The 21,746-nt window shown below is 48.9% G+C and carries 14 protein-coding genes; 9 read left to right on the forward strand and 5 right to left on the reverse strand.

Annotation, left to right across the window (positions count from 1 at the left end):
- Positions 1–27 precede the first annotated feature (27 nt).
- The 5 genes from AC0J20_RS18075 to AC0J20_RS18095 form a co-directional block, all read right to left on the reverse strand.
- Positions 28–1,395: a sigma-54-dependent transcriptional regulator gene (locus AC0J20_RS18075; protein ID WP_473022792.1), complete on the reverse strand. Its 1,368-nt coding sequence runs from the start codon at positions 1,393–1,395 to the stop codon at positions 28–30.
- 73 nt (positions 1,396–1,468) lie between these two features.
- On the reverse strand, positions 1,469–2,674 hold the full coding sequence (locus AC0J20_RS18080) for an ABC transporter permease (protein WP_229527868.1): 1,206 nt from the start codon (positions 2,672–2,674) through the stop codon (positions 1,469–1,471).
- A 10-nt stretch (positions 2,675–2,684) separates the two neighbouring features.
- Positions 2,685–4,001, reverse strand: coding sequence for an ABC transporter permease (locus AC0J20_RS18085; RefSeq protein WP_473022793.1), 1,317 nt, complete (start codon positions 3,999–4,001; stop codon positions 2,685–2,687).
- Position 4,002: 1 nt separating this feature from the next.
- The gene (locus tag AC0J20_RS18090) at positions 4,003–4,719 is read right to left on the reverse strand and encodes an ABC transporter ATP-binding protein (RefSeq protein ID WP_229527866.1); all 717 of its coding nucleotides are present in this window, start codon (positions 4,717–4,719) and stop codon (positions 4,003–4,005) included.
- Between the two features lie 41 nt (positions 4,720–4,760).
- Positions 4,761–6,017, reverse strand: coding sequence for an efflux RND transporter periplasmic adaptor subunit (locus AC0J20_RS18095; protein ID WP_473022794.1), 1,257 nt, complete (start codon positions 6,015–6,017; stop codon positions 4,761–4,763).
- Positions 6,018–6,454: 437 nt separating this feature from the next.
- Between AC0J20_RS18095 and AC0J20_RS18100 the strand changes: the two genes are divergently transcribed.
- The 9 genes from AC0J20_RS18100 (at position 6,455) to AC0J20_RS18140 (ending at position 21,740) form a co-directional block, all read left to right on the forward strand.
- Positions 6,455–7,903 (forward strand): NAD-dependent succinate-semialdehyde dehydrogenase, encoded by a 1,449-nt coding sequence (locus AC0J20_RS18100; protein ID WP_473022795.1) that lies wholly within the window; start codon positions 6,455–6,457, stop codon positions 7,901–7,903.
- A gap of 17 nt (positions 7,904–7,920) precedes the next feature.
- Positions 7,921–9,207, forward strand: a complete 1,287-nt coding sequence (gene gabT / locus AC0J20_RS18105) for a 4-aminobutyrate--2-oxoglutarate transaminase (RefSeq protein WP_473022820.1) — start codon at positions 7,921–7,923, stop codon at positions 9,205–9,207.
- A gap of 36 nt (positions 9,208–9,243) precedes the next feature.
- A complete protein-coding gene (gene pdxR / locus AC0J20_RS18110; protein ID WP_473022796.1) occupies positions 9,244–11,058 on the forward strand; it encodes a MocR-like pyridoxine biosynthesis transcription factor PdxR in 1,815 nt (604 codons plus the stop codon).
- Between the two features lie 99 nt (positions 11,059–11,157).
- Complete coding sequence (locus tag AC0J20_RS18115) at positions 11,158–12,027, forward strand: carbon-nitrogen hydrolase family protein (protein WP_473022798.1); 870 nt, start codon at positions 11,158–11,160, stop codon at positions 12,025–12,027.
- Between the two features lie 106 nt (positions 12,028–12,133).
- Positions 12,134–14,554 carry a TonB-dependent receptor gene (locus AC0J20_RS18120; protein ID WP_473022799.1) on the forward strand — a complete coding sequence of 807 codons (2,421 nt, stop codon included), beginning with the start codon at positions 12,134–12,136 and terminating at the stop codon, positions 14,552–14,554.
- Positions 14,555–14,663: 109 nt separating this feature from the next.
- Complete coding sequence (locus AC0J20_RS18125; protein ID WP_473022800.1) at positions 14,664–16,307, forward strand: tetratricopeptide repeat-containing sulfotransferase family protein; 1,644 nt, start codon at positions 14,664–14,666, stop codon at positions 16,305–16,307.
- Between the two features lie 44 nt (positions 16,308–16,351).
- Positions 16,352–18,205, forward strand: a complete 1,854-nt coding sequence (locus tag AC0J20_RS18130) for a serine hydrolase (protein ID WP_473022821.1) — start codon at positions 16,352–16,354, stop codon at positions 18,203–18,205.
- A 32-nt stretch (positions 18,206–18,237) separates the two neighbouring features.
- Positions 18,238–19,425, forward strand: a complete 1,188-nt coding sequence (locus AC0J20_RS18135; protein ID WP_473022801.1) for an MFS transporter — start codon at positions 18,238–18,240, stop codon at positions 19,423–19,425.
- A gap of 137 nt (positions 19,426–19,562) precedes the next feature.
- Entirely contained in the window at positions 19,563–21,740 is a 2,178-nt protein-coding gene (locus AC0J20_RS18140; protein WP_473022802.1) for a serine hydrolase domain-containing protein, read from the forward strand.
- Positions 21,741–21,746: the final 6 nt, after the last annotated feature.

Raw genomic sequence — 21,746 nt, forward strand, 5'->3', positions numbered from 1 at the left:
CTGATTTTTACATCCTGAAGTACGGCGTTAATAGTCTATGTCAAATTTTTGCAGGCGGCGATATAAGGCCTGGCGGCTCATTCCAAACTGCTTAGCCACTCTGGCGACAATACCCTGATGCGCTTTCATGGCATCCAGTAAGTCCTGTTTGCCAGGCTCGGCCTGAGCGGCTACAGAAGTTGTCGTCTGATGGGTACTAAGCGGTGAATTCACGGTTTGAGTTGCAGGTTTTGACAGGGCAAAATCCTCAGCTTCTAATACACCGTCTGGTTTTAACACATCCACCCGTTTACAGGCGTTTTCCAGCTCTCTGACATTACCTGGCCAGTCGTAATCTGTGAGCTGCTTTTGCGCCGTCTTACTGATTTCCCGCCCGGGCAAAAAGTGGTTTATCAGGGGTAACACATCGTCGCGCCTGTCGCACAGGGCAGGCACATTTAGCTCAATTACGTTGAGGCGATAGTACAAATCTTCGCGAAAGTCGCCACTGGCTATCATACTGAGTAAATTGGCATTGGTGGCTGAAATCACCCGAACCTTAACATGTCGGGTTACCACTGAGCCTAAGCGTTCAAAATCGCCAGTTTGCAAGACTCTGAGCAGTTTAGTTTGCCCATCCAGTGGTAGGTTACCGATTTCATCTAAAAATAACGTGCCGCCATCCGCGGCTTCAAAACGGCCGATACGGGCTTTATTGGCGCCGGTATAAGCTCCGGCTTCTGCGCCAAACAACTCTGCTTCGATGAGTTCTTTGGGCAACGCGCCGGCATTGACTTTTATAAAGGGCTGCTGTTTCAGGGGGGATTGTGATTGTATCAGCTCAGCAATTTTTTCTTTACCGGTACCATTGGGGCCAGTGATAAGTACCGATACATCAGAGCGGGCCACCTGAATAGCCATATCGACAGTGCGTTGCATGGGTTCACTGGCGTAAATTAAGCCAATATCTTGTGCCGCCTGAACGGCATTTTGCTGTGCCTGTTTAACCCGGGCCAGTTGCGCCGATTGCGCTTTGGCTTTGCCCAGTTCAATCAGGTTGGCCACGCTGGTTAATAATTTACTGTCATCCCATGGCTTGGCGATATAGTCGGCCGCACCGGCTTTCACTAGTCCTATTGCCTGCTCCAGCTCGGTCCAGGCGGTGATCAAAATGATAGGCAAATGAGGGTTTAGCTCCCGCAATTGATAAAACAATGCAACACCTTCTTCGCCTGATGTTGTATCAGCGGAGAAGTTCATGTCCTGAATCACCAGTGTAATGCTTTGGTGATCCACGGCCTGAATGGCTTCTGCGGGACTGGCAGCGGTCACAGGTTGATAACCGTGCAGTTCCAGCATCAGTGACAGGGCATCCAGCACGGCGGGATTGTCGTCAACAATCAGTATCTTATCCATATTTCCCGGTGTTTACGTCTTTGTTTGTTGCCTGGCAGCGCCAGTGGCGTCTGGCGCTGCTTTTGAGGGCGGCTTAGATGCTACGAGTGGCGATGCTGGGCGAGATATTGGCAGCTCTTCTGGCGGGTACAATAACCGCTAAGAGACTGATCAGCAATACAAACAACGCGGTACCAACAACATAGGCATAATCTAGCGCAGGCAGGGAATAATGTGCCATTAACTGATGCGCTACCAATATTGCACCGATACAGCCAAGGACTAAGCCCGCCAGACACACCATGGTATTTTCCAGTAAGAAATAACGAATGATGTCTGATTTTCTGGCGCCGATGGCACGGCGGGTACCAATTTGTTTAGTGCGCTTGCTGATATTAAACAGGGTTAATCCAAAGATCCCCAGTGCTGTCACAGACACTAAAACGACTATTAACACAACCAGCATTCTCAACATCAGTGTATCAGACGCATTGTATTCTGCTTTGGCCTCATCTAATCCCTGTAGTGAAGTGATAACCCGTTGATTGTTTTCCTGCAGCATCAAATCTTCAATCTGTCGCATTATGGCGGCCCGCTCACCGGCATGAGCACGGACAATGAATTTTTGTCTGGCTGTTCCGTTAATCAGTGGAAAAATAACCACTTTTTCTGCCACGTTGCTACTTGGCCAGGGGGCGGTCATTTGCTCTACAATACCAATAATTTTAGCCGGAGCATTGCGCACGTAAAATACCTTGCCCAAAGCGTCTTCATCGGGAAACAGTTCTTCCGCCCAGGCCTTGCTGACAATCGCTACCGTAGGGAGCTTGTCGTAATTTTGGGCAAACACCACATCCTCTTCAGTAAAGTCCCGACCTGCTATGAGTTTGACACCCAAAGTTTCTATGGCGTTGTGATCCGACATGCTATAGGCGGCATTGGCAGAGCGGCCTTCTTCGGGCTCTGGCACAACACTAAAGCTGGAGCTTGAGCCACTACCGGTTAATGGCACCGCTGTGAAGTTCGCGGCATTGATCACACCCGGTATATTGCGTAGCAGGGCTTCGTCCAGTTCAATTTGTTGATTGTAATCGGCGTTTTCCTCAAAACTGGTGACCCGAAAATAGAACAGTTCTTCCTCCGGATAGCCTGTTTCTTTGTTCAGATAAGTCATCCGGTCATAAATGATGAATGCCGCATTACTGACTATCGCTGTGGTAATCGCGATTTGAAACAGCAGCATCAGTGCGCCTGCTTTGGAGCGCAACAGGGCATTAAAAATAGGCTTTAATTCAGACATGTTGGCTCTCCTATTGAGTTTTCAGGTAAGTGGCAGGCGTGGTTCTGCACACCAGCCAGGCTGGATACAAACCGGCTATGACGCAGGATGTAATGGCAATAGCCGGGGCGGCTATGAGCATGGTGATATCCATGGTGGCGAGTTCGGTGTAATAGTCCTGAGTCAAACGTACACCCCATAAACCCAGTTGCGAAATGCCAATGCCAACGATGCCACCCATCAGTCCCAGTAACGAGACTTCCACTAAGTGTTGATAGAAAACCTGGGTTTTACTGGCTCCCAGGGCACGGCGAACGCCTACTTCCGGAGCGCGACGTAAAAATTTAGCCAGTAGTAGTCCTAAAATATTGGCCAGACATACGGCCAGGAACATAAAGCTTAATCCGACTAAAATACGGTTATCTTCAGATACCACACCACGGTAATCCATAGTCTCCAACACATCCCGCAGAGCGTATTCCAGCTGGTCACGGTCAAAGCGACCTGATTTTTGTTGTTCCTGCATATAACTCATCAGGAATTCGCCATACTCGCGCTCTTCCTGTTCGCTGTTTAACTCAGCCCAAAACTGAATCCACAGATCCTCAGAGCGCATTTTTTGCTGAAAGGTGTTAGTTTCTTCACTTTTCCAGCCATTGGTGTTGCCCCAGGTGTCTATTTCAAAGGGAGCGATTAATGAAAAGGGCAGGAACAACTGCTCGGCATCGTGGAATGCGCCGTTATTGACATCATAAAACTTGATATTGAGTTTCCATTGCTTCATGACACCGACAACCAGATAACTGCGGTTATCCAGATAGATCATGTTGCCAACAGAGTTAGCGCCTCCAAATAAACGATTGTTGATTTCTTCGTTTATTACCACTACCGGTGTGGCATTGTCTTGTTGTTCCAGTGTCCAGGGGCCACCATGCACAAACGACAGGTTGAACATGTCAAAGAAGTCGCGATTGGTCATGCGCGCAGTTTCAATAAAGGGTTTAACCTCCGGTGTATTCATATGAACCGAGAAACCGGCTTTCATACTGGGTACTTTGCGTGCAGGAATGGGCGCATTGCTCAATGCCACGGCATCCTGATAGGTCATCTGGTAGGGTAAACCATCTGGCGAGCCGCGACGGGTTTGTTCGCCTTCCATGGTTTGTAACTGCAGGTGGAATAATTTATCACTTTTTTCAGGAATGGGATCCATCGACATCATGTGATACACCGACAAACTGGTCATGGTGATACCGATACCCACAGCGACGGCAAATACCATCAGTACACTGACCACCGGAGTACGCTTAAAGCTGCGCCAGCTTAAATCCAGATAGTGTAAAAACATCTCAGGCTCCTGCTATTTTTTGCATAGGTTCAACACCATTGCGTTGATACAGAGTAATGTCTGCCATCTGGCCATCGACGATTTGTACATTGCGAGGTGCCCGACGAGCCAGCTCAGGATCGTGAGTTACCATGATGATAGTGGCACCATCGCGATTGATTTGTTCCAGCAGCTCCATCACCTGACGGGCCATCAGGCTGTCCAGGTTGCCGGTGGGTTCGTCGGCCAGCAAAAAGCGCGGCTCGCCCGCCAGGGCACGGGCAATCGCCACGCGTTGTTGCTGACCGCCGGACAACTGCTGCGGCAAATGTTTGGCACGACTGGCCAGGCCTACCTGCTCCAGGCAGCTTTCAATGCGGCGCTTGCGCTCTGCGGATTTAATTCCGCGATAGCGCAACGGCACTTCAACGTTTTCATAAAGGTTTAAATCGGGGATCAGGTTAAAGCCTTGAAAGATGAAACCAATTTTCTGATTGCGCAAATCAGCACGGGCGTTATCTGACAGACTGCCCACATCCACACCATCCAGAGAATAGGTACCACCGGTAAATGGCTCTAACATGCCGGCGATGTTTAAGAAGGTGGTTTTACCTGAACCTGACGGGCCGGTTACGGCGATAAATTCACCTTCATCCACTTCCAGGTTAAAGTCTTTTAGGGCGTGAGTTTGTACCATTTCAGTCTGATACATTTTGCTGATGTTTTGCATACTTAACATAGTGGATTCCTTGTTTATTCTGTCTTGTAATAGTTAATGGCTTAGCGCAACAAAATTGAGTTGGCTTGCGCAAATTCTTCGTAGTTTGAAATAATTAACTGATCGCCGGGTTGTACCCCACTGAGTATTTCTACTTCCCGCATGCTGGTAGCACCCAGTTGTATATCGATGCGTCGGGCGATATCGCCTTCCAGACGATAAGCCACAAAACCGCCAGACTGGGTAAAGCTGCCGCGTCGGACTTTTAATACATCTTGTTTTTGTTCCAGTAATACCCGTGCTGATAACTGCTGGTTTTGGCGTATGCCCATGTTGTTATCGTGGCTGAATTTAACCCGGGCTGTGACTTCGCGGTTGGTTACTTCAGGTGAAATAGCGGACAGCGTGCCGGTAACGGTTTTATTCGCTAATTTCAGCTCAACATCCATCCCTAAGCCCAAATCATTGGCATAGCTTTCGGGTACATTGATTTCAGCTTCATAAGCACTGAGATCCACCAGGGTCATCAATGAGTCATTGGCTGCTACGAGAGTACGGTCCTGCACAAACAGACTCCCAACCATGCCATTCACGGTAGCCTTAATCGTGAGAGCTTCTACCTGACGTTCCAGTTCAGATACCACCAGTTTTTGTCGTTCAATGGTATTGCGCACCGATTCCAGTTCGAAGGCAAGGGTATCTTTAGCCAGTGCCACTTCCTGCTCTGCGTGTTTAAAAGTAACCTGCGCACGCGCCAGTTCATCTTTGGCTTTTTCCAGATCAATCTGATTAATCAAATGATCTTTAATGGATATTTGTGCTCTGCGGTTTTCCCTTTCGGCAGCCACCAGATCCAGTTTTGCTAAATCCGCCTGTTTGGATATGGTGAGTGACTGGCGTCGGGTGTCCAGCTCTTTACGCGCCAGCTCACCTTCCAGGCGTGCCAGCTCAGAGCGCTCCTGTTTGAGTTGGTTATCTAACTCCGGGCTGTCCACTGTAGCGACCACCTGACCGGTCTTAACATCCTCACCGGCTTTTACCTGCAGGTTTACAAACCCTTTCTCAGGACTGTATAGCTGGGGGGCATTGGCTGCTACAACGCGTCCGGTAGCCACGATGTCTCGCATCAATTCGCCTTTTTCTACTGTGGCAATTTGTACCGTCGCGCGTTCGATCGATAAACTGGCGTCACTGCTGTTTATCAATGCATTGGCGGATACGGCTCCGATCACCAATACCGCAGCTGCGACTATCCACTTTATTTTGCCCTTGCGGGGTGTCGCCATCACTACATCTTGTGCGCCTGTATCCCGTATCATTGTTGGCCCCTTTTTAATGCTGAATAGTCGTCATACAAAGCGACACAAAATGCAAAGGCCAGGATGGTCAATGGCGTAGTAAAAAACTGTAATAGCAACATAGTGGCATTCCTTCGATAAATTTACAGAAAAAATAGCCAGTACCGTGCCAATTTATAAGTCATTGAAAATAAAAGAATAAATATTTTTTGTCTCACTGGAAAAGTGTCCGCGGACAGAAAAAGTGTCCGCAGCGGACACTTTTAATACTCCAAATCCAGGGCTATTTAGCCATATATGGAAGTTTTTTAAGCTAGGGTATTTTTGCCCTGGTATGTCATGCGGAGTGATATAAAGTTTTAATGATATAAAACATTAGATTGGAAGTTTTGTATTTTATCTGTTGCCTGATCCCGCTCTAATTCACCTATTCGCAATGACATGACAGGTGAAACACAATGCGTTTGCATGATGATGCATTACTCAAACACTTTTCTTATATCAACGGCAGCTGGCACAGCAGCAATACTCAGCTCCCGGTAACCAATCCGGCTTCCGGTGAAGTTATCGCCCGGGTACACAACGCTGACGTTGAACAAACTGAACTGGCAGTAAAAAGCGCCAAAGCAGCCTTTGCTGACTGGTCAAAAACCTCTGCTAATGAGCGTGCTGCTTTGATGCAAAAATGGTACGCCCTGATGATGCAGCATCAGGACGATTTGGCGCAGATTCTGACTGCTGAGCAGGGTAAACCTCTGGCTGAAGCTCGCGGCGAAATCGCTTATGGTGCGGCATTTATTCAATGGTTTGCTGAAGAAGCTAAGCGGGTTTATGGCGACACTATTCCGGCGCCCTCCGGTGACAAGCGCATCCTGGTGATTAAGCAGCCGGTGGGTGTGGTGGCAGCTATTACTCCCTGGAACTTCCCGAATGCCATGATTTCCCGTAAAGCCGCTGCAGCGCTGGCGGCTGGTTGTACCTTTGTGGTGCGTCCGGCAACACAAACACCTTTGTCGGCGCTAGCCATGGCTGAATTGGCCGAAAGGGCAGGCATTCCTGCGGGCGTATTTAACGTGGTGGTGGGCGATGATGCCAGAGGCATGGGCAAAGTGCTGACCCAGCATCCCGATGTGGCCAAATTTACTTTTACCGGTTCTACCCAGGTGGGTCGTCAGTTGATATCCCAATGTGCCGAAGGCATTAAAAAGGTCTCCATGGAGCTGGGCGGCAATGCGCCGTTTATTGTCTTTGATGATGCCGATATTGACGCGGCGGTACAGGGCGCACTGGATTCAAAATACCGTAATGCCGGGCAAACCTGTGTCTGTACTAATCGTATTTTTGTACAAAACAAGGTTCTTGAGGCTTTCACTGAAAAGTTTGTAAAGGCGGTTAAAGCTTTAAAAGTTGGCGATGGCATGTCTGAAGGCACACAAATTGGTCCCATGATTTCTTCGCAGGCGGCGGAGCAGGTGCAGGATTTGGTCATTCAGTCGGTGGCGCAAGGGGCGAAAGTGGTTGCCGGTGGAACCACGCCGCAACGCAATTTTTACCAGCCTACAGTGTTAACGCAGGTGCGCAATGACATGCCAATTGCCTGTAACGAAATATTCGGCCCGGTATCGCCCATTATTGCCTTTGAAAATGAAGTCGATGTGCTCGCCATGGCGAACGACACTGAATATGGCCTAGCAGCCTATTTTTACGCGCGCGATATCGGCCGTATCTGGCGTGTCGCGGAAGGGCTGGAATTTGGCATGGTGGGTATCAATGAAGGGCTCATCTCTAATGCCGCTGCGCCATTTGGTGGTGTAAAGCAATCAGGCAATGGCCGTGAAGGCTCCCGATATGGCCTGGATGATTATCTGGAAATTAAGTATTTGTGTCTTGGAGGAATCAACCTATGAACCCGCTAAATGAAACAGTGACAAATCAGTCATTACAACAACGCAAAAGTAAGGTATTTGCCCGTGGTCAGGGCAATGTTTATCCGGTGTATGTTGAGCGTGCGAAAAATGCCGAAGTCTGGGATGTGGAAGGCAATCGCTATATTGATTTTGCTACCGGTATCGCTGTGTGTAACACCGGTCACAGTCATCCTGATGTAGTGGCGGCGGTAAAGGCACAAAGCGAAAAGTTTAGTCATACCTGTATTATGGTTAACCCTTATCAGGTGGGTGTTGAGCTGGCAGAAAAACTGGTGGAAATAGCGCCTGGCGATTCGGAGAAAAAAGCCATTTTTGTCTCAACCGGCGCTGAAGCAGTAGAAAACTGCATCAAGATTGCCCGGGCCTATACAGGTCGCAGAGGCGTGATTGCCTTTAACGGTGGTTTTCACGGCCGTACCAACCTGGCGATGGCACTGACCGGAAAAATCACGCCTTATAAAAACCTGTTTGGTCCCTATATGGCGGAAGTGTTTCACGCACCATTCCCCTGTGATTTACACGGTGTCAGCACAGAGCAGGCGGTGAAAGCGTTACGCACCCTGTTTAAGGTAGATATCGCCCCTCAGGACTTAGCAGCAATAATTATTGAGCCAGTACAAGGCGAGGGCGGTTTTTACGCTGCACCGCCGGCATTTTTGCAGGCGCTGCGCAACCTGTGTGATGAGGAAGGAATTGTACTGATTGCCGATGAAATTCAGTCGGGCTTTGGCCGTACCGGCACTATGTTCAGCATTGAAAAGGCCGAAGTTGAGCCGGATCTGATCACCATGGCAAAAGGCATTGCGGGTGGTTTTCCGTTGGCCGCAGTGGTCGGTAAAGCCGAGATTATGGATGCGCCACTACCCGGTGGTTTAGGGGGCACTTATGGCGGGTCGCCGGTAGGTTGTGCGGCGGCACTGGCGGTATTGGATGTGATTGCAAAAGAAAACCTGATCGCCAGAGCGAACCTAATTGGTGAGCAGTTCGCTACTCGCCTTAAGGTACTGCAAAATGAATTTCCGGCGCTGATCTCTGATGTACGTCATCAGGGCGCTATGATTGCTATGGAGCTTTGCCTTGACGGAGACGCTGAGCAACCCAACGTTGCACTAACTCAGGCGCTCATCGCAGGGGCTGCGCAGCAAGGATTGATATTGTTGGCCTGTGGTTTTTATGGCAATGTTATCCGGTTTTTGCCTGCCCTGACCATCTCAGATGAGGTGCTACAGGAAGGACTGGATGAGTTTGACAGCCTGTTTTGCAGGTTGGCTAAGGAAATTTAAATCAAAAGATCACCGTGGGGGAGATAGCAAAACATTATGATCAGTCGTTTGATTCATATCGACCCCACCAGTGATGAAAGTCTGCAGGGGCAGATTAGACAAAAGCTGGTGGAAGGGATACTAGTTGGATCTTTTCGACCTGGTGCCAAATTACCTTCCAGTCGCAAACTGGCGGAACAACTGGGGGTGTCCCGCAATACCGTGGTTCTGGTCTATCAGACCCTGATGGAAGAAGGCTATATCGTCACCCGGGACCGCAGCGGTATCTTTGTCAGTGAAGATATCGCCAGGCGTAATGTGTTGGCAACACCGCCTTCTTTATTTAATCATCAGTCGCGAGACAATGCGCATCGCTTTAAAGGCGCCATTGCCAGTACGACGTCGGTATCCAGTCCACAAAACTGGCAAAGCTATAGCTATCCCTTTATTGATGGCAAATACGACTCATCGTTATATCCGGTCAAAGAGTGGCGGGAGGCTAACAGTAAAGCCAACGCCACCAAAGAAATTGTGCAGTGGTCAAAGTTGCAGGGGTTTGAAGATGATCCTATGTTACTGGATGAGATCCGCAGCAAAATCTTGCCCCGGCGCGGTATACAGGCAGAGCGGGAAGAAATTCTAATTACCACGGGGGCACAACAGGCTTTGCATCTGGTCACTGAACTGTTTGTCGACAGTAGCATCACAGTGGCCGTAGAGGAGCCTGGCTACCCCAAAATGCGCGACTTGCTGTTGAAAAATAACGCCTCGCTTGTTTATCAGCCTGTGGATGAAAACGGTATCCTGGTGGATGACCGACTCAATAATTGCGACATTTTATACACAACGCCCAGCCACCAGACTCCCACCAGTGTGACTATGTCAATGGACCGTCGGGATGCCCTGTTAAACAAGGCGTCGGAGCAGGATTTACTGATCATCGAAGACGACTTTGAGTTTGAAAGTAATTTTCTGGGGCAACCTCATCCGGCATTGCGCAGTCTGGACAGAGATAATCGGGTGGTTTACGTATCCTGTTTGTCTAAGGTATTAGTATCCGCCTCGCAAATTGGCTTTATTGTGGCGGACTCTGGCGTGATTGCTGAACTTAAAAAATTGCGGCGTCTGTTTACCCGCAATCCGCCGTTATCCAGTCAGCGCACTGTGGCCTATTTCCTGGCATTAGGTCATTACGATGCCTACATGATGCATTTGCACAAACTGTTTTTTGAACGTTGGCTGACCCTGAGAGAGGCCCTGAATATTTATTTGCCTAACTGTGTCAATACCGGTCCCACCCAAGGCGGCACAGCCTGGTGGATCACTGGCCCTGAAACCCTGGACGGTGAGCACTTGCGGCAAAAAGCTGCGGAAGAAGGCATACTCATTGAGCCGGTTAAACGCTATTTTGCGCAACAGCAGGCGCCTGAAAACTGTTTTCGCATGGGCATTACCAGTATTGAAAATAACAAGATCCGCGCCGGTGTGGAAAAGCTGGCCGATCTGATCCATCAACTCACCGCTAAACACGAAGAAAAACTCAGCAATGCCAAAGGTAAGCTGCTGGACGAAGCCGCATTGCACAAGGTGCTGCCCGGCGTGCAACTGGAATGTGAAATGGTGTATGGCGTGCTATGTGAGATTGAACTCTGGCCAGATGGCAATATGACGGGCCGTACCGGTGGACTGGACCCGGAAGTGGATTCCGGTGTCTGGTGGATAGAAAATGGGATGTATTATCGTCGCTGGGAATTGTGGGGCTATGGTGAAACCAAAGGCTATTATGTCATTCTGGATGGCGATGAAATGAAATGGTTTGATCAGCACTATTGTTTCGTCAGGCAGTTGCAGGTGAAAGGTTATCCGGCATAACTGGCACCATACTCAGAATGCAACTGGTACTATTGTTTTTGTCAGGATGCCCCTAAAGTGGACCCATAGTCTTGATGAAAACCGCTCTGAGAAGAACTTATGACTCATTTTTCTGTTGCAGGATTGCAACTGGCCCTATCCAACGGCAATAACCTGGCACATATACAACAACAGGTGGTACTGACCAAAAAACGCTTCCCCTGGCTGGATATGATGGTGTTACCTGAACTGGCCGTCCACGGCACAGATCCCGCGAATGCGGAAGCCTTGCCAGGCAATACCGAAGCGCAATTATGCCAACTGGCCCTGGAGCAAGATGTATGGCTGGTGGCTGGCTCGTTATTCGAGCGGGATGAGCAAAAGATATACAACACCTGTTCAGTGATCAATCGCAATGGTGACGTGGTGGCTCGTTATCGCAAAATATTTCCGTTTTATCCTTACGAAAAAGGCGTTAGCTGTGGCGAGCAGTTTGTGGTGGTGGATGTTCCTCAGGGGCGCATCGGTATTGCCATTTGTTACGACCTGTGGTTTCCCGAAATGGCCAGAACCCTGGCAAGTATGGGCGCAGAATGCCTGATATATCCCACCTTAACTGGCACCATCGACCGACATCTGGAAGTGGCTATGAGCCAAACCACAGCTGTGCAGCAGCAAAGCTATGTGTTATCGATAAATTGTGCCGGTGAGCTGGGCAACGGGCGCTCAGTCGCTGTAGGGCCCGAAGGCGATATTTTGCATCAGGCCGGTGAAAATCCGGAAATTATGCCAATTGAAATTGATTTTGAGCGGGTACGCCGTTGCCGCGAACGCGGTGTTCTGGGGCTGGGCCAGCCGCTAAAGAGCTTTCGTGACAATACGGTTCGCTTTGCTCCTTATCAGGCTGAAAAAGCGGCGTTGTCCGGATTAAATGAGTTGGGCAAATTGCAAATGCCCGGCGAAAAGCAAAATACAGTTGAGAAAAAATAACACCTTACTGGACCAATTTGTCATCGCAAACTGGTACTAGTGAGATTTTTAACTCTGTTCTAGGCTGCGAGTGACTGTACAAAAATAACACCAATGGGATAACACTATGAAAACCGTCACATTCAAAAAATCACTACTGACCAGCGCAGTTTCCTCCGCGCTTCTGCTGGCAGGTACACCTGCAGCCTTTGCTCAGGAAGCCGAGGCTGAAAAAGGAAAACTTGAAGTTATCGAAGTGACAGCAAACCGTCGTGCGCAATCAATTCAGGATATTCCTTACAATATTTCTGCAGTATCCGGCGAAGAACTGGCCAATGCACAAATTGTCGATGCCTCTGAAATGATGCGTGGTGTAGCGGGGATTACCGTCGTTGATCGCGGTTATCGTAATTCCGGCACGGTGAACGGTGTGATTATCCGTGGTGTTAACGTGGATAATGGCGCGAACGGTGATGTGCCCTTATCTGCGGTGCCTACCGTGGCGACATATGTTAACGAGACACCTTTATACGCCAACTTTATCCTGAAAGATGTGGAACAGGTAGAGGTGTTACGCGGTCCGCAGGGCACCCTGTACGGTTCCGGTGCGTTGGCCGGCACGGTGAAATACCGCATGAACAAACCGGATACCTCGGAGTTTTCTGGCTCAGTAGGCCTGAATTACGGTCAGACAGATGGCTCAGATGGCCATAATTTGGGCGCTGATGTGTTGGTGAATATTCCCATTAGCGACAAAGTCGCAGTGAGAGCGAACTTTGGCAAAATCGATAACGATGGCATCGTGGATTACACCACCTTGTACCAACTGGACCAAAATAATTACGCACCAGCTGCACAGAATGGCGATATTGCCGCGGGTGGACCTATATTCACCAGTAAAAAAGATGCTGACACCGTTGATATTGATTACGGCCGGGTTTCAGCTTTGTTTGAAATCAGTGATAACGCTACCTTACTGGCGTCACACCAATTTCAGGAAGATAAGATCGGCGGGCGTCGTCAGGTAACGCGCGGCACTCACTGGACCACAGGCACAGAACAAGCTTATGGTGAATATGAAAATGGTGCGGTGCAACTGGAACCGTCAGAGCGTGATGTGTCATTGTCAGCACTGGAACTGGAGTGGAACCTCGGGTTTGCCACGCTGACTTCCAGCGTATCTCGCTATGATCACAGCGGTGAGGCGGTCAGTGATAACACCGGTTTTTATGCTAAAAACGCCTGGTTTACCGGCCTGTATTACGGCTCACCCCGACCTATGGCCCAGGCTGTGCGTGGTTATGATGAAGAAGCGACAGTAATGGAAGTCCGCCTGGTGTCAAACGAGCGGGTCAACAATATTGACTGGGTGGCTGGCGTTTATCGCATGGACCAGGATGCTACCGTGTACCAGGACAGCTATATGCCAGGCTATCAGGAGTGGGCTGGCGCAGCATTTAGCTGGTGGGACACCATGGGCGATTTTGGCATGGTTTACACCGACAATGATTTTCATTATGTGCGCAATGTCGAATTTAAAGATAGTGCCTTGTTTGGCGAGCTGACTTATCACTTCTCTGATGAGTTTCGCATGGTAGGTGGTTTGCGCTACTTTAAGACTGAAACCCAAAATGACACAGAGCTGTCCTTACCTATCTGGCCATTTTTGGGGGGCGATCCCAGTTTCTCTGATGATGAAAATGGCACGCTGTTCAAGGTCAATGCGTCCTATGATTTAAGTCAGGATACCATGTTGTACGCGACTATTTCTGAAGGTTTCAGACGGGGTGGTGCTAACGCTGTACCCCTGTCAGGCAGTCTGGAAGAGCGTGCAGAATGGCAAAGTTACGACTCTGACAGTACCACTAACTATGAAATCGGTCTGAAAGGCACATTACTGGACAATCAACACAGCTACACCTTGTCTGCCTTTATGATGGACTGGCAGGATCCGCAATTAAACACGGCGTCCTACTGGGGCTTCTTTACTGTCGCCAACGGTGAATCGGCGGAGACCCGTGGGCTGGAATTAGAATTACAAGGCTACCTGAGTCCAGAGTGGCACTACGTGTTAGGTTATGCCTTTGTGAAAGGCGAACTGACCGATGATTTTTATGCGCCATCAGGAATTTCCAGCGAATCGCCCACCTATCTGGTGGCAGCCGATGGCGCTGAGCTACCCTTAACACCGGAGCACACCTTAAGTTTTGCCATCGATCATACTTACACACTGGATAACGGTATGTATCTGGTTTCCAGAGCCAATATGTATTATCAGTCTGATTCGGTGAACTGGTTGGGTGATAGTCCTAAACATCAGGCCGACATTGATGGTTTTGCACTATTTAATGCCAGTATGAGTTTGATGGCGGATGACTGGAGCGTGTCTTTGTACGTGAAGAATATCACTAACGAAGAGGGTGTTACCGGTTTAATCACAGAATCGCATATGGGTACGGAGCCCTCAGAGGCTTTCCTGGCAAATTCCTCGAAAGACTATATTAGTTTGCCCAGAACCATTGGTTTGAGTGCCACTTATCGGTTTTAATTGAGCATTTTCTTCATGTGTCGTGCGTGGGAGCAGGAGGTCAGTGGCAACACTGGCTTTCCTGTTTTTTATCGCGAATAATATGAATTCTCAAAGCAGGCGGTTTATATTGCAGTTTTCATCAACTTCAGAATCTCTTTTACCAAATACGCCAGCGCTTGAAGCGGCGCTGGATGATGTCTGGGAAATCATAAATCGACAGCAAGCGAAACCTGCGCGTCAGGCCTGTGATCAGCTTATCGCACGTTGCTCTGGTTCAGCAGACGTTTGGTTTGCCAGCAGCTTTTTAGCCTTTCAGATGCAACAGTTTGAACTGGCATTACAGCACATTGAACCCGCCATTGAAATTGAACCGGAAAATGAACGCTGGCAATTGCACAAAGCTCATACTTTGTTGCGTATGCAGCGTCGCGCAGACGCCAATCACTTACTGGATGAGTTGTTACATGTTCAATCATCTTCTTTGGATTTCTACACTGAATTAGCATTAATACTCAATGGCCTGCAACGCTACAACGAAGCAAAGGCACGGTATCAGAAAGCGTTAGCATTAGTGGATTCTGAATCGCCAGAAAATACCGGAATACGGGCGCAGCTGTTGTTTAACCTGGCGTCGGTGCAGCGTTATTTGGGGGATATTGATGCTGCTGAAGCATCGCTGGACGAAGCTCTGCAACTGAATCCTCTGGATACGGAAGCGCAATTATTGCGTTCGGGGTTGCGCAAGCAAACTCATGAGAATAATCATATTACTGAGTTAGAGTCGGTACTGGCTAAAACGTCAGGCCAATTTTTACCTGCGGCTCAGGTGTGTTATGCACTGGCGAAAGAGCTGGAGGATATGGGGGAATATGACGACAGCTTTACAGCCTTGCAACAAGGGGCCAACGCCCGGCGCAGTATCATGCAATATGATGTCACCAGAGACGAAGCAATTCTAACGCAATTAGCCACCCAGTTTGATGCTGATTGGTTTGATTACACCGCAGATACCGTTGCCGGTTACGAAAATGACGAAGCTATTTTTATTCTGGGTTTGCCCAGAACCGGCTCTACGCTGGTGGAGCGTTTGTTAAGTCAGGACCCTCAGGTGTACATTGCCGGTGAGCTGAATAACTTTGCATTGCAAATGATGCAGCAGGTTAAAGCACAGGGACACCAGGCCAGAAGCCCCCAGGAACTGATACGGCAAACTGGGAGCATCGATTTTGCTACATTGGGACAGTCGTACATCGACAGTACCCGACCTGAAACCGGCCACACCCGGCACTTTATTGATAAGTTGCCGTTGAATTCATTGAACATGCCGTTGATCCATCGGGCATTACCCGGCGCGAAAATTGTTTATGTGCAACGCTCTCCGATGGATACCTGCTATGCCATCTATAAGAGCCTCTTTACCCATGGCTACCCCTTCTCCTATCAACTGGATGAACTGGCCCGATACTATGCGGCACATTACCGGTTAATGCAGCAGTGGCTGGCCTCAATGGGTAAAGCGGTTTATACCCTTAACTATGAAAAACTGGTGACTGAGCCTGAGCAGGAAGGGCACAAGCTATTTACCTATTGTAATCTGACCTGGCGCCAGGCTTATGCGCAAACTCACCAGAACCAGGCTCCTTCAAGTACCGCCAGTGCAGCACAAGTTCGACAGCCTATTCATCAAGGCTCTGTGGATAAATGGCGTCGATATGAAGCGCACCTGCATCCTCTGCAACAGCAGTTACAAGCACTGGGAGTGCCTTGTTGATGCGGTTTTGGGTGTTGCTGATAAGGTCACTGTTTGTGCATAAAATGGCCCTGGCCGGGATTGGGATAGCATGGCTCTCGCTAAGCGTTTACAGCGCCGCGGCTTTCGCGGCTGATAATCCGCTTGCAGCAAATAAGGCAGGCAGGCTTGTTGCAGAAAACTTGTTATTAGCGGATATCACAGACTCTGCGCCTCGTACTATGGCCATGTTTAATTTGCCAGTACACAGCAACGTCCCGGTTACGCTAAAAAGCGGTAGCATCAGGCTTCAGCCCGATGTCAGCAAGGCAAATATTAACATTCATTCACAGCCAGAAGACTACCTGTATTCACAAAACACTTCTCCGCCCAGCTTTGGTGACAAGCGCCATGTGTTGCCGGAAATGCAATTGGATTTTCGTATCCTGGCAGAAGATGCGCCGCAACCCGCAGGCGGTGTTCATGCCAATCGGCGTTACCACATAGTACCGGTTAACCGCCAATTACAGGAAACTCAGCACCCTACATGGGATTATATTTTGGGTGTAGGAAATGTGGTGCAATTGTCTGAGCAAAGTCCGCAGTTACAGATTGCCCTGCCTTTTGCTCTGGTAGAAAAAAATCAAAATTGTGTGCACAACGGGGCGCTGTTTCTGGATATTACGCCGGGCACTGAACTAAGCACTTTTTATTATCAAATTAGCTCAGAAACCTGTGGTTACTTTCAGGCTGATTTTTGGGGAAAAGGTCAGGTTGTTCTGCAGCACAGCGAGTTCAGCACAGAAATACCCTCCATGGCTGATAGCCCTGTGTTAGCGGAAACCAATCCAAAAATCAGGCCATTGCAGCATTTGGCAAACCATGCCCAGGAAATGGATTTTGCTCGATTGCAGCTACAGCATCTTATTCCAGAGCAGGCCTTATCTGCGCTGGGCGTGATTTATCAGAGGGAGCATTATGCCACACCTTGTATGACGCGGGCCGGTGCGTATCCGTTTTGTGAACAGTTGGTATTGCCCTCCTATTCACTGGCTAAATCCATATTTGCTGGTTTATTAGTGATGAGTTTAGAACAGAGCTACGGTGATATTTTGTCTATCCCGGTGACACAGTGGATTGCACAGTGCCGCACGGCAGCCAATATCGACAAATGGCAGGGAGTTACCGTTGGCCATTTGCTGGATATGAGTACCGGGAATTATCAGTCACGCCAACACGGTGTCGATGAAGGTGGCAGTGATAGCTCTGGGTTTTTTAGCGTTGCCAGCCATGAACAAAAGTTACAATATGCCTGCAATCAATTTCCTCGCCAATCCACGCCAGGCACTGAGTTTGTCTACCACACCAGCGATACCTATTTGTTAGGCGCTGTACTACAGGCCTGGTGGCAGGATAAAAGCGCTAATGCAGACAATGCAGACGCAGATGTGTTTCGCGATGTGCTGGTAAAGCGCATTTTTGCTTCGGCGCAGCTGAGTGAGTTGGCCCGAAAAAGCCGACGCACTCAGGGAAGTACTGAGCAACCTTTTGCCGGATATGGCTTATTCCTTCTGCCCGGCGATTTTCACAAACTGGCGGGTTTTATACAGCAACAGTGGCAAAACCCCGGTACTTCCGCAGCGCTGCTGCATTCAGACATGCTAGCCGACACATTTCAGCCCCACGTTCACAACAGCCTGGCCACTGAGTTTGCCAATATCCGTTATAACAACAGTTTTTGGGCTTACAACCTGAAACCCATTTTGGGCTGTGAGCAAGATAATTATGTGCCCTACATGATGGGCTATGGTGGATTGGCGCTGGTGTTTCTGCGCCCGGATTTGCAGTTTTATTATGTCAGTGATGGGCATCAATACAATTGGCGTGACGCCGCCATCGAACTCAACAAGTTAGCGGATATTTGCCGCATTAACATATAACAATAACAGGAGAGACAAGGGTGGAGCAGACATTGACAGAAAATCAGAATCCCGACAAACCCTGGTATGTGGCAGCCAATGGCATTGCCGCCAGTGTATTTTTGGCCTTTCTCACCACTGCCGGTATTTTTTATATCAATATCATGCCTGCCGTTGTTAGTGGTCTGGTGGATGGACTAGGTTTTACCAGTCAGCAGGCGGGCTATGTCAGTTCGGCGAATCTCTATGGTGCATCAGTAGGCGCATTGGCGGCGGTGTTTGCTATTAAGCACATTCGCTGGCGGTTGTGGTCATTCGGGCTGATGTTGGCGATTTTGTTAATTGATTTTAGCTCCACTTTTATTGCTCAACCGCTGGCTATGATTGCCCTGCGGGGCTTACATGGCTTGTTGGGCGGTTTATTGGTGGGGATCGGGTTTGGCATTATTTCCCGCACTACTGATCCGGATAAAACCTTTGGATATCTGCTGTTTATTCAGTGGGGGTTGGGCGGCCTGGGGCTGATGTATTTGCCCGGTCTGGTGCCTGAATACGGCACCAGCGTATTGTTTTATGCACTTATGATGTTTACTGCGGTCAGTCTGGTGATGTTGATTTTTCTGCCGGATTATCCGGTTAACAGCCAAATTAAATCCGAACATAAGGAACCCAAGTTAGCCCTGATTAAGCTGCCCAACTTGTCATTGTTAGTATTGGTATTGACCGCAATCTTTTTATTTCAGGCCGCCAATATGGGCTTATTTGCCTACATGATCGCCATTGGCAGAGAAGAAGGCTTGGCCATTGAATTTATGAGCCCTTCACTAGGAGCTGCCAGTTGGGTGGCGCTGGTGGGCGCGTTTCTGGTTATGATTTTAGGCTCCCGATACGGACGAATGCTGCCCCTTACCGTTGGTATTCTGGTGACGGCTGCGTGTACCTGGGCATTGCATTTTAGCGAGATCGCTTCGGTGTATTTGTATGGCAACATCATTATCGGGGTGGGCTGGGCGTTTGTCTTGCCTTACTTGTTTGGCATTTGCTCGGAACTGGACAAGGCCGGACAATATGCGGCGATGGGCGGTTTTGCTTCCAAAATGGGCCTCGCCTCAGGACCTTTGGTGGGGGCTTTATTGTTACACAATGAAGTCTATGGCCCGCTCATCAATGCCGCCACTGTAGGGCTGCTGCTTTGTCTGGTGTTTGCCTTTAGACCCGCCATTTCATTGGATAGGAAGTAATCTACCAACTTCGATCATTCCGCCCTGTGAAAACCAGGGCACCTTTCTGGTCCAATCGAAACGCTTAATCTGGCTCTATTTGATTTCGTCTTTGTGATTAATATTTGTTCAGGCATAAAATGAACAAAGGTAAGAAAATGAAAGCAACGATAAAATACCTTGTGCTGGCTTCGGCATTCGTGTCACTGTCAGCGACCGCTGAACAAGTGTTTCTGGAAGACTTTCAGGATGGCAATGCCAACGGCTGGACAATGTCTGGCAATGGCGGCAATCTGGTGACAGTCTATGCAGGTAACTATTCCTTGCGCCTAACCCGAGCCCGTACCGCCACTCAAAGTGTTTCCACAGCAGGCTACAGCAACGTCAATGTCAGTATCGAAATGGCTGCCAGTTCGTTGGAAGGCAGCGACAAATGCATTGGTGAAGTCAGCAGTAATGGCGGTACTAGTTGGCAAACAGTAGTACAGGTGGTGGACGGTCAGGATAATGGCGTGACCTTATACTCCGGCAGTTACAGCAATGTGGCACTGGATGATAATAGTGCGTTACAGGTGAGAGTGCGGGCCGCCGGTAACTGGACCAACGATTATTGCTGGGCTGACAACATCAGTATTACCGGTGAGCAACAAACCAGCCTCTACGACAGCCTGAATGGCACTGGCAATGTCAGTCGCAGCGCCATGACCTATAGTACTTTATTTTCTGGTTACACCAGCTTAACTGACTTCTCTGCCTTTGCCGTTCCGGCGCAAGCTAAAAATCCTACTCATCAGTTTTCCGGTGAGCTGGAATTGTTGAACGAAAGTACCACTGGCAATTTGGTAGAGCAGGGAACAAGTCTGGCGGGCTCCTATACAGATCCGGAGCATTTACCTGAATTCAGTTTTGAGTTTGTTCAGCACGGAACTCACATAATTCCGGTAGAGCGAGGTTTGATTGCCACTAATCATCCGGCCTGGTCTTATATTATTGAGCCTGGTCGCGTTTGGCAGGAAAACAGTGACAATAATTATTCACGGGTCGCCTTGCCATTTGCATTACAGGAAAACGGCGCAAACTGTACCCACAACGGGGTCATGACCTTTCTGTTTAAAGACGATGGCTCGGTATCTAATGTAGCCTATCAAATTGCTTCAGAAACCTGTGCTTATTTTAAATTTAATAGTTGGGGGATTTTAGGTGCGCAGTATTCGCCATACGCAGTTACCGGCGCACAGCAACTGCAGGTGGATTACGAAGCTGAAGTCGCCAGTCGTATGCCGGTTAAGCCTGTATCCGAGCTGGACAACGATTATCCTACTGCAAACCTGCAGGTATCTGTGATTGGTAGTGAACAATCAGCCACCCATAGCAGCGCCTTTGGTGTTGTGGTGGATGGTACGCATTACACCGGCGGATGTGAAACCCGTTACGGCAGTTATCCCTATTGCGACGTTATGGCACTGCCGTCTTATTCCACCGCGAAATCGGTAGTGGGTGGTATTGGGCTTATGCGCCTGGAACACAAATACGCCGGAAGTCAGAAAGATGTCTCGGTGGCTAACTGGGTGTCTTCCTGTGGCGGCTCTCAGTGGAGTGATGTTACCCTGGAGGATACATTGGATATGGCTACCGGTAATTACGATTCAGATGCATTTCAGGCAGATGAAGCCTCTACCGCTATGTTGAATGGATTCTTTTTAACCTATACCGACAATCAGAAATCCAGTTTCTCCTGCAGTTACAGCCGCAAAGCCACGCCCGGCACTAAATGGGTGTATCACACTACAGACACCTACATATTGGGCAAGGGGATCAATGCGCTTTATCAGGCCTGGGAGGGCAGTGGTGCGGAATTTTATGCGGACATGCTGGTGGAAGAATTGTGGAAACCATTGGATTTGAGTCCGGTTACCTATACCACGTTACGCACTTTTGATACTGCGGCACAGGCCTACACTGGCTATGGCTTAACCTATCATCGCGATGATGTCGTAAAGCTGGCTGAGTTCCTGAACAAGGACGATGGCAAAATTAACAGCGTCACTATGTTGGATCCCACATTGCTGGCTGATGCGATGCAGCAAACCACAAACCGAGGACTGGATGCTGGCAGCAGTATAGATAAGTATCAGAATGGATTTTGGGGCTGGAATGCGAAGCAGGCTCTGGGTTGCAGCAATGATACATGGATCCCATACATGTCCGGTTATGGTGGTATTGGTATTGTGATGTTGCCCGGTGATATCAGCTATTATTTCTTCAGCGATAATCATGAGCATACTTTTGTGAACACGGTGATTGAATTAAATAAGATTTATAACTTCTGTAGTTAATCAACA

This window comes from Planctobacterium sp. R6, from assembly GCF_055755215.1.

Bases quoted from the DNA above. Each gene is read 5' to 3' on its own strand.
- AC0J20_RS18080 (WP_229527868.1), bottom strand. From the start codon at position 2,674: ATGTCTGAATTAAAGCCTATTTTTAATGCCCTGTTGCGCTCCAAAGCA.
- AC0J20_RS18100 (WP_473022795.1), top strand. From the start codon at position 6,455: ATGCGTTTGCATGATGATGCATTACTCAAACACTTTTCTTATATCAAC.
- AC0J20_RS18085 (WP_473022793.1), bottom strand. From the start codon at position 4,001: ATGTTTTTACACTATCTGGATTTAAGCTGGCGCAGCTTTAAGCGTACT.
- pdxR (WP_473022796.1), top strand. From the start codon at position 9,244: ATGATCAGTCGTTTGATTCATATCGACCCCACCAGTGATGAAAGTCTG.
- AC0J20_RS18115 (WP_473022798.1), top strand. From the start codon at position 11,158: ATGACTCATTTTTCTGTTGCAGGATTGCAACTGGCCCTATCCAACGGC.
- AC0J20_RS18130 (WP_473022821.1), top strand. From the start codon at position 16,352: ATGGCCCTGGCCGGGATTGGGATAGCATGGCTCTCGCTAAGCGTTTAC.
- AC0J20_RS18140 (WP_473022802.1), top strand. From the start codon at position 19,563: ATGAAAGCAACGATAAAATACCTTGTGCTGGCTTCGGCATTCGTGTCA.
- AC0J20_RS18075 (WP_473022792.1), bottom strand. From the start codon at position 1,395: ATGGATAAGATACTGATTGTTGACGACAATCCCGCCGTGCTGGATGCC.
- AC0J20_RS18095 (WP_473022794.1), bottom strand. From the start codon at position 6,017: ATGATACGGGATACAGGCGCACAAGATGTAGTGATGGCGACACCCCGC.
- AC0J20_RS18120 (WP_473022799.1), top strand. From the start codon at position 12,134: ATGAAAACCGTCACATTCAAAAAATCACTACTGACCAGCGCAGTTTCC.
- AC0J20_RS18090 (WP_229527866.1), bottom strand. From the start codon at position 4,719: ATGTTAAGTATGCAAAACATCAGCAAAATGTATCAGACTGAAATGGTA.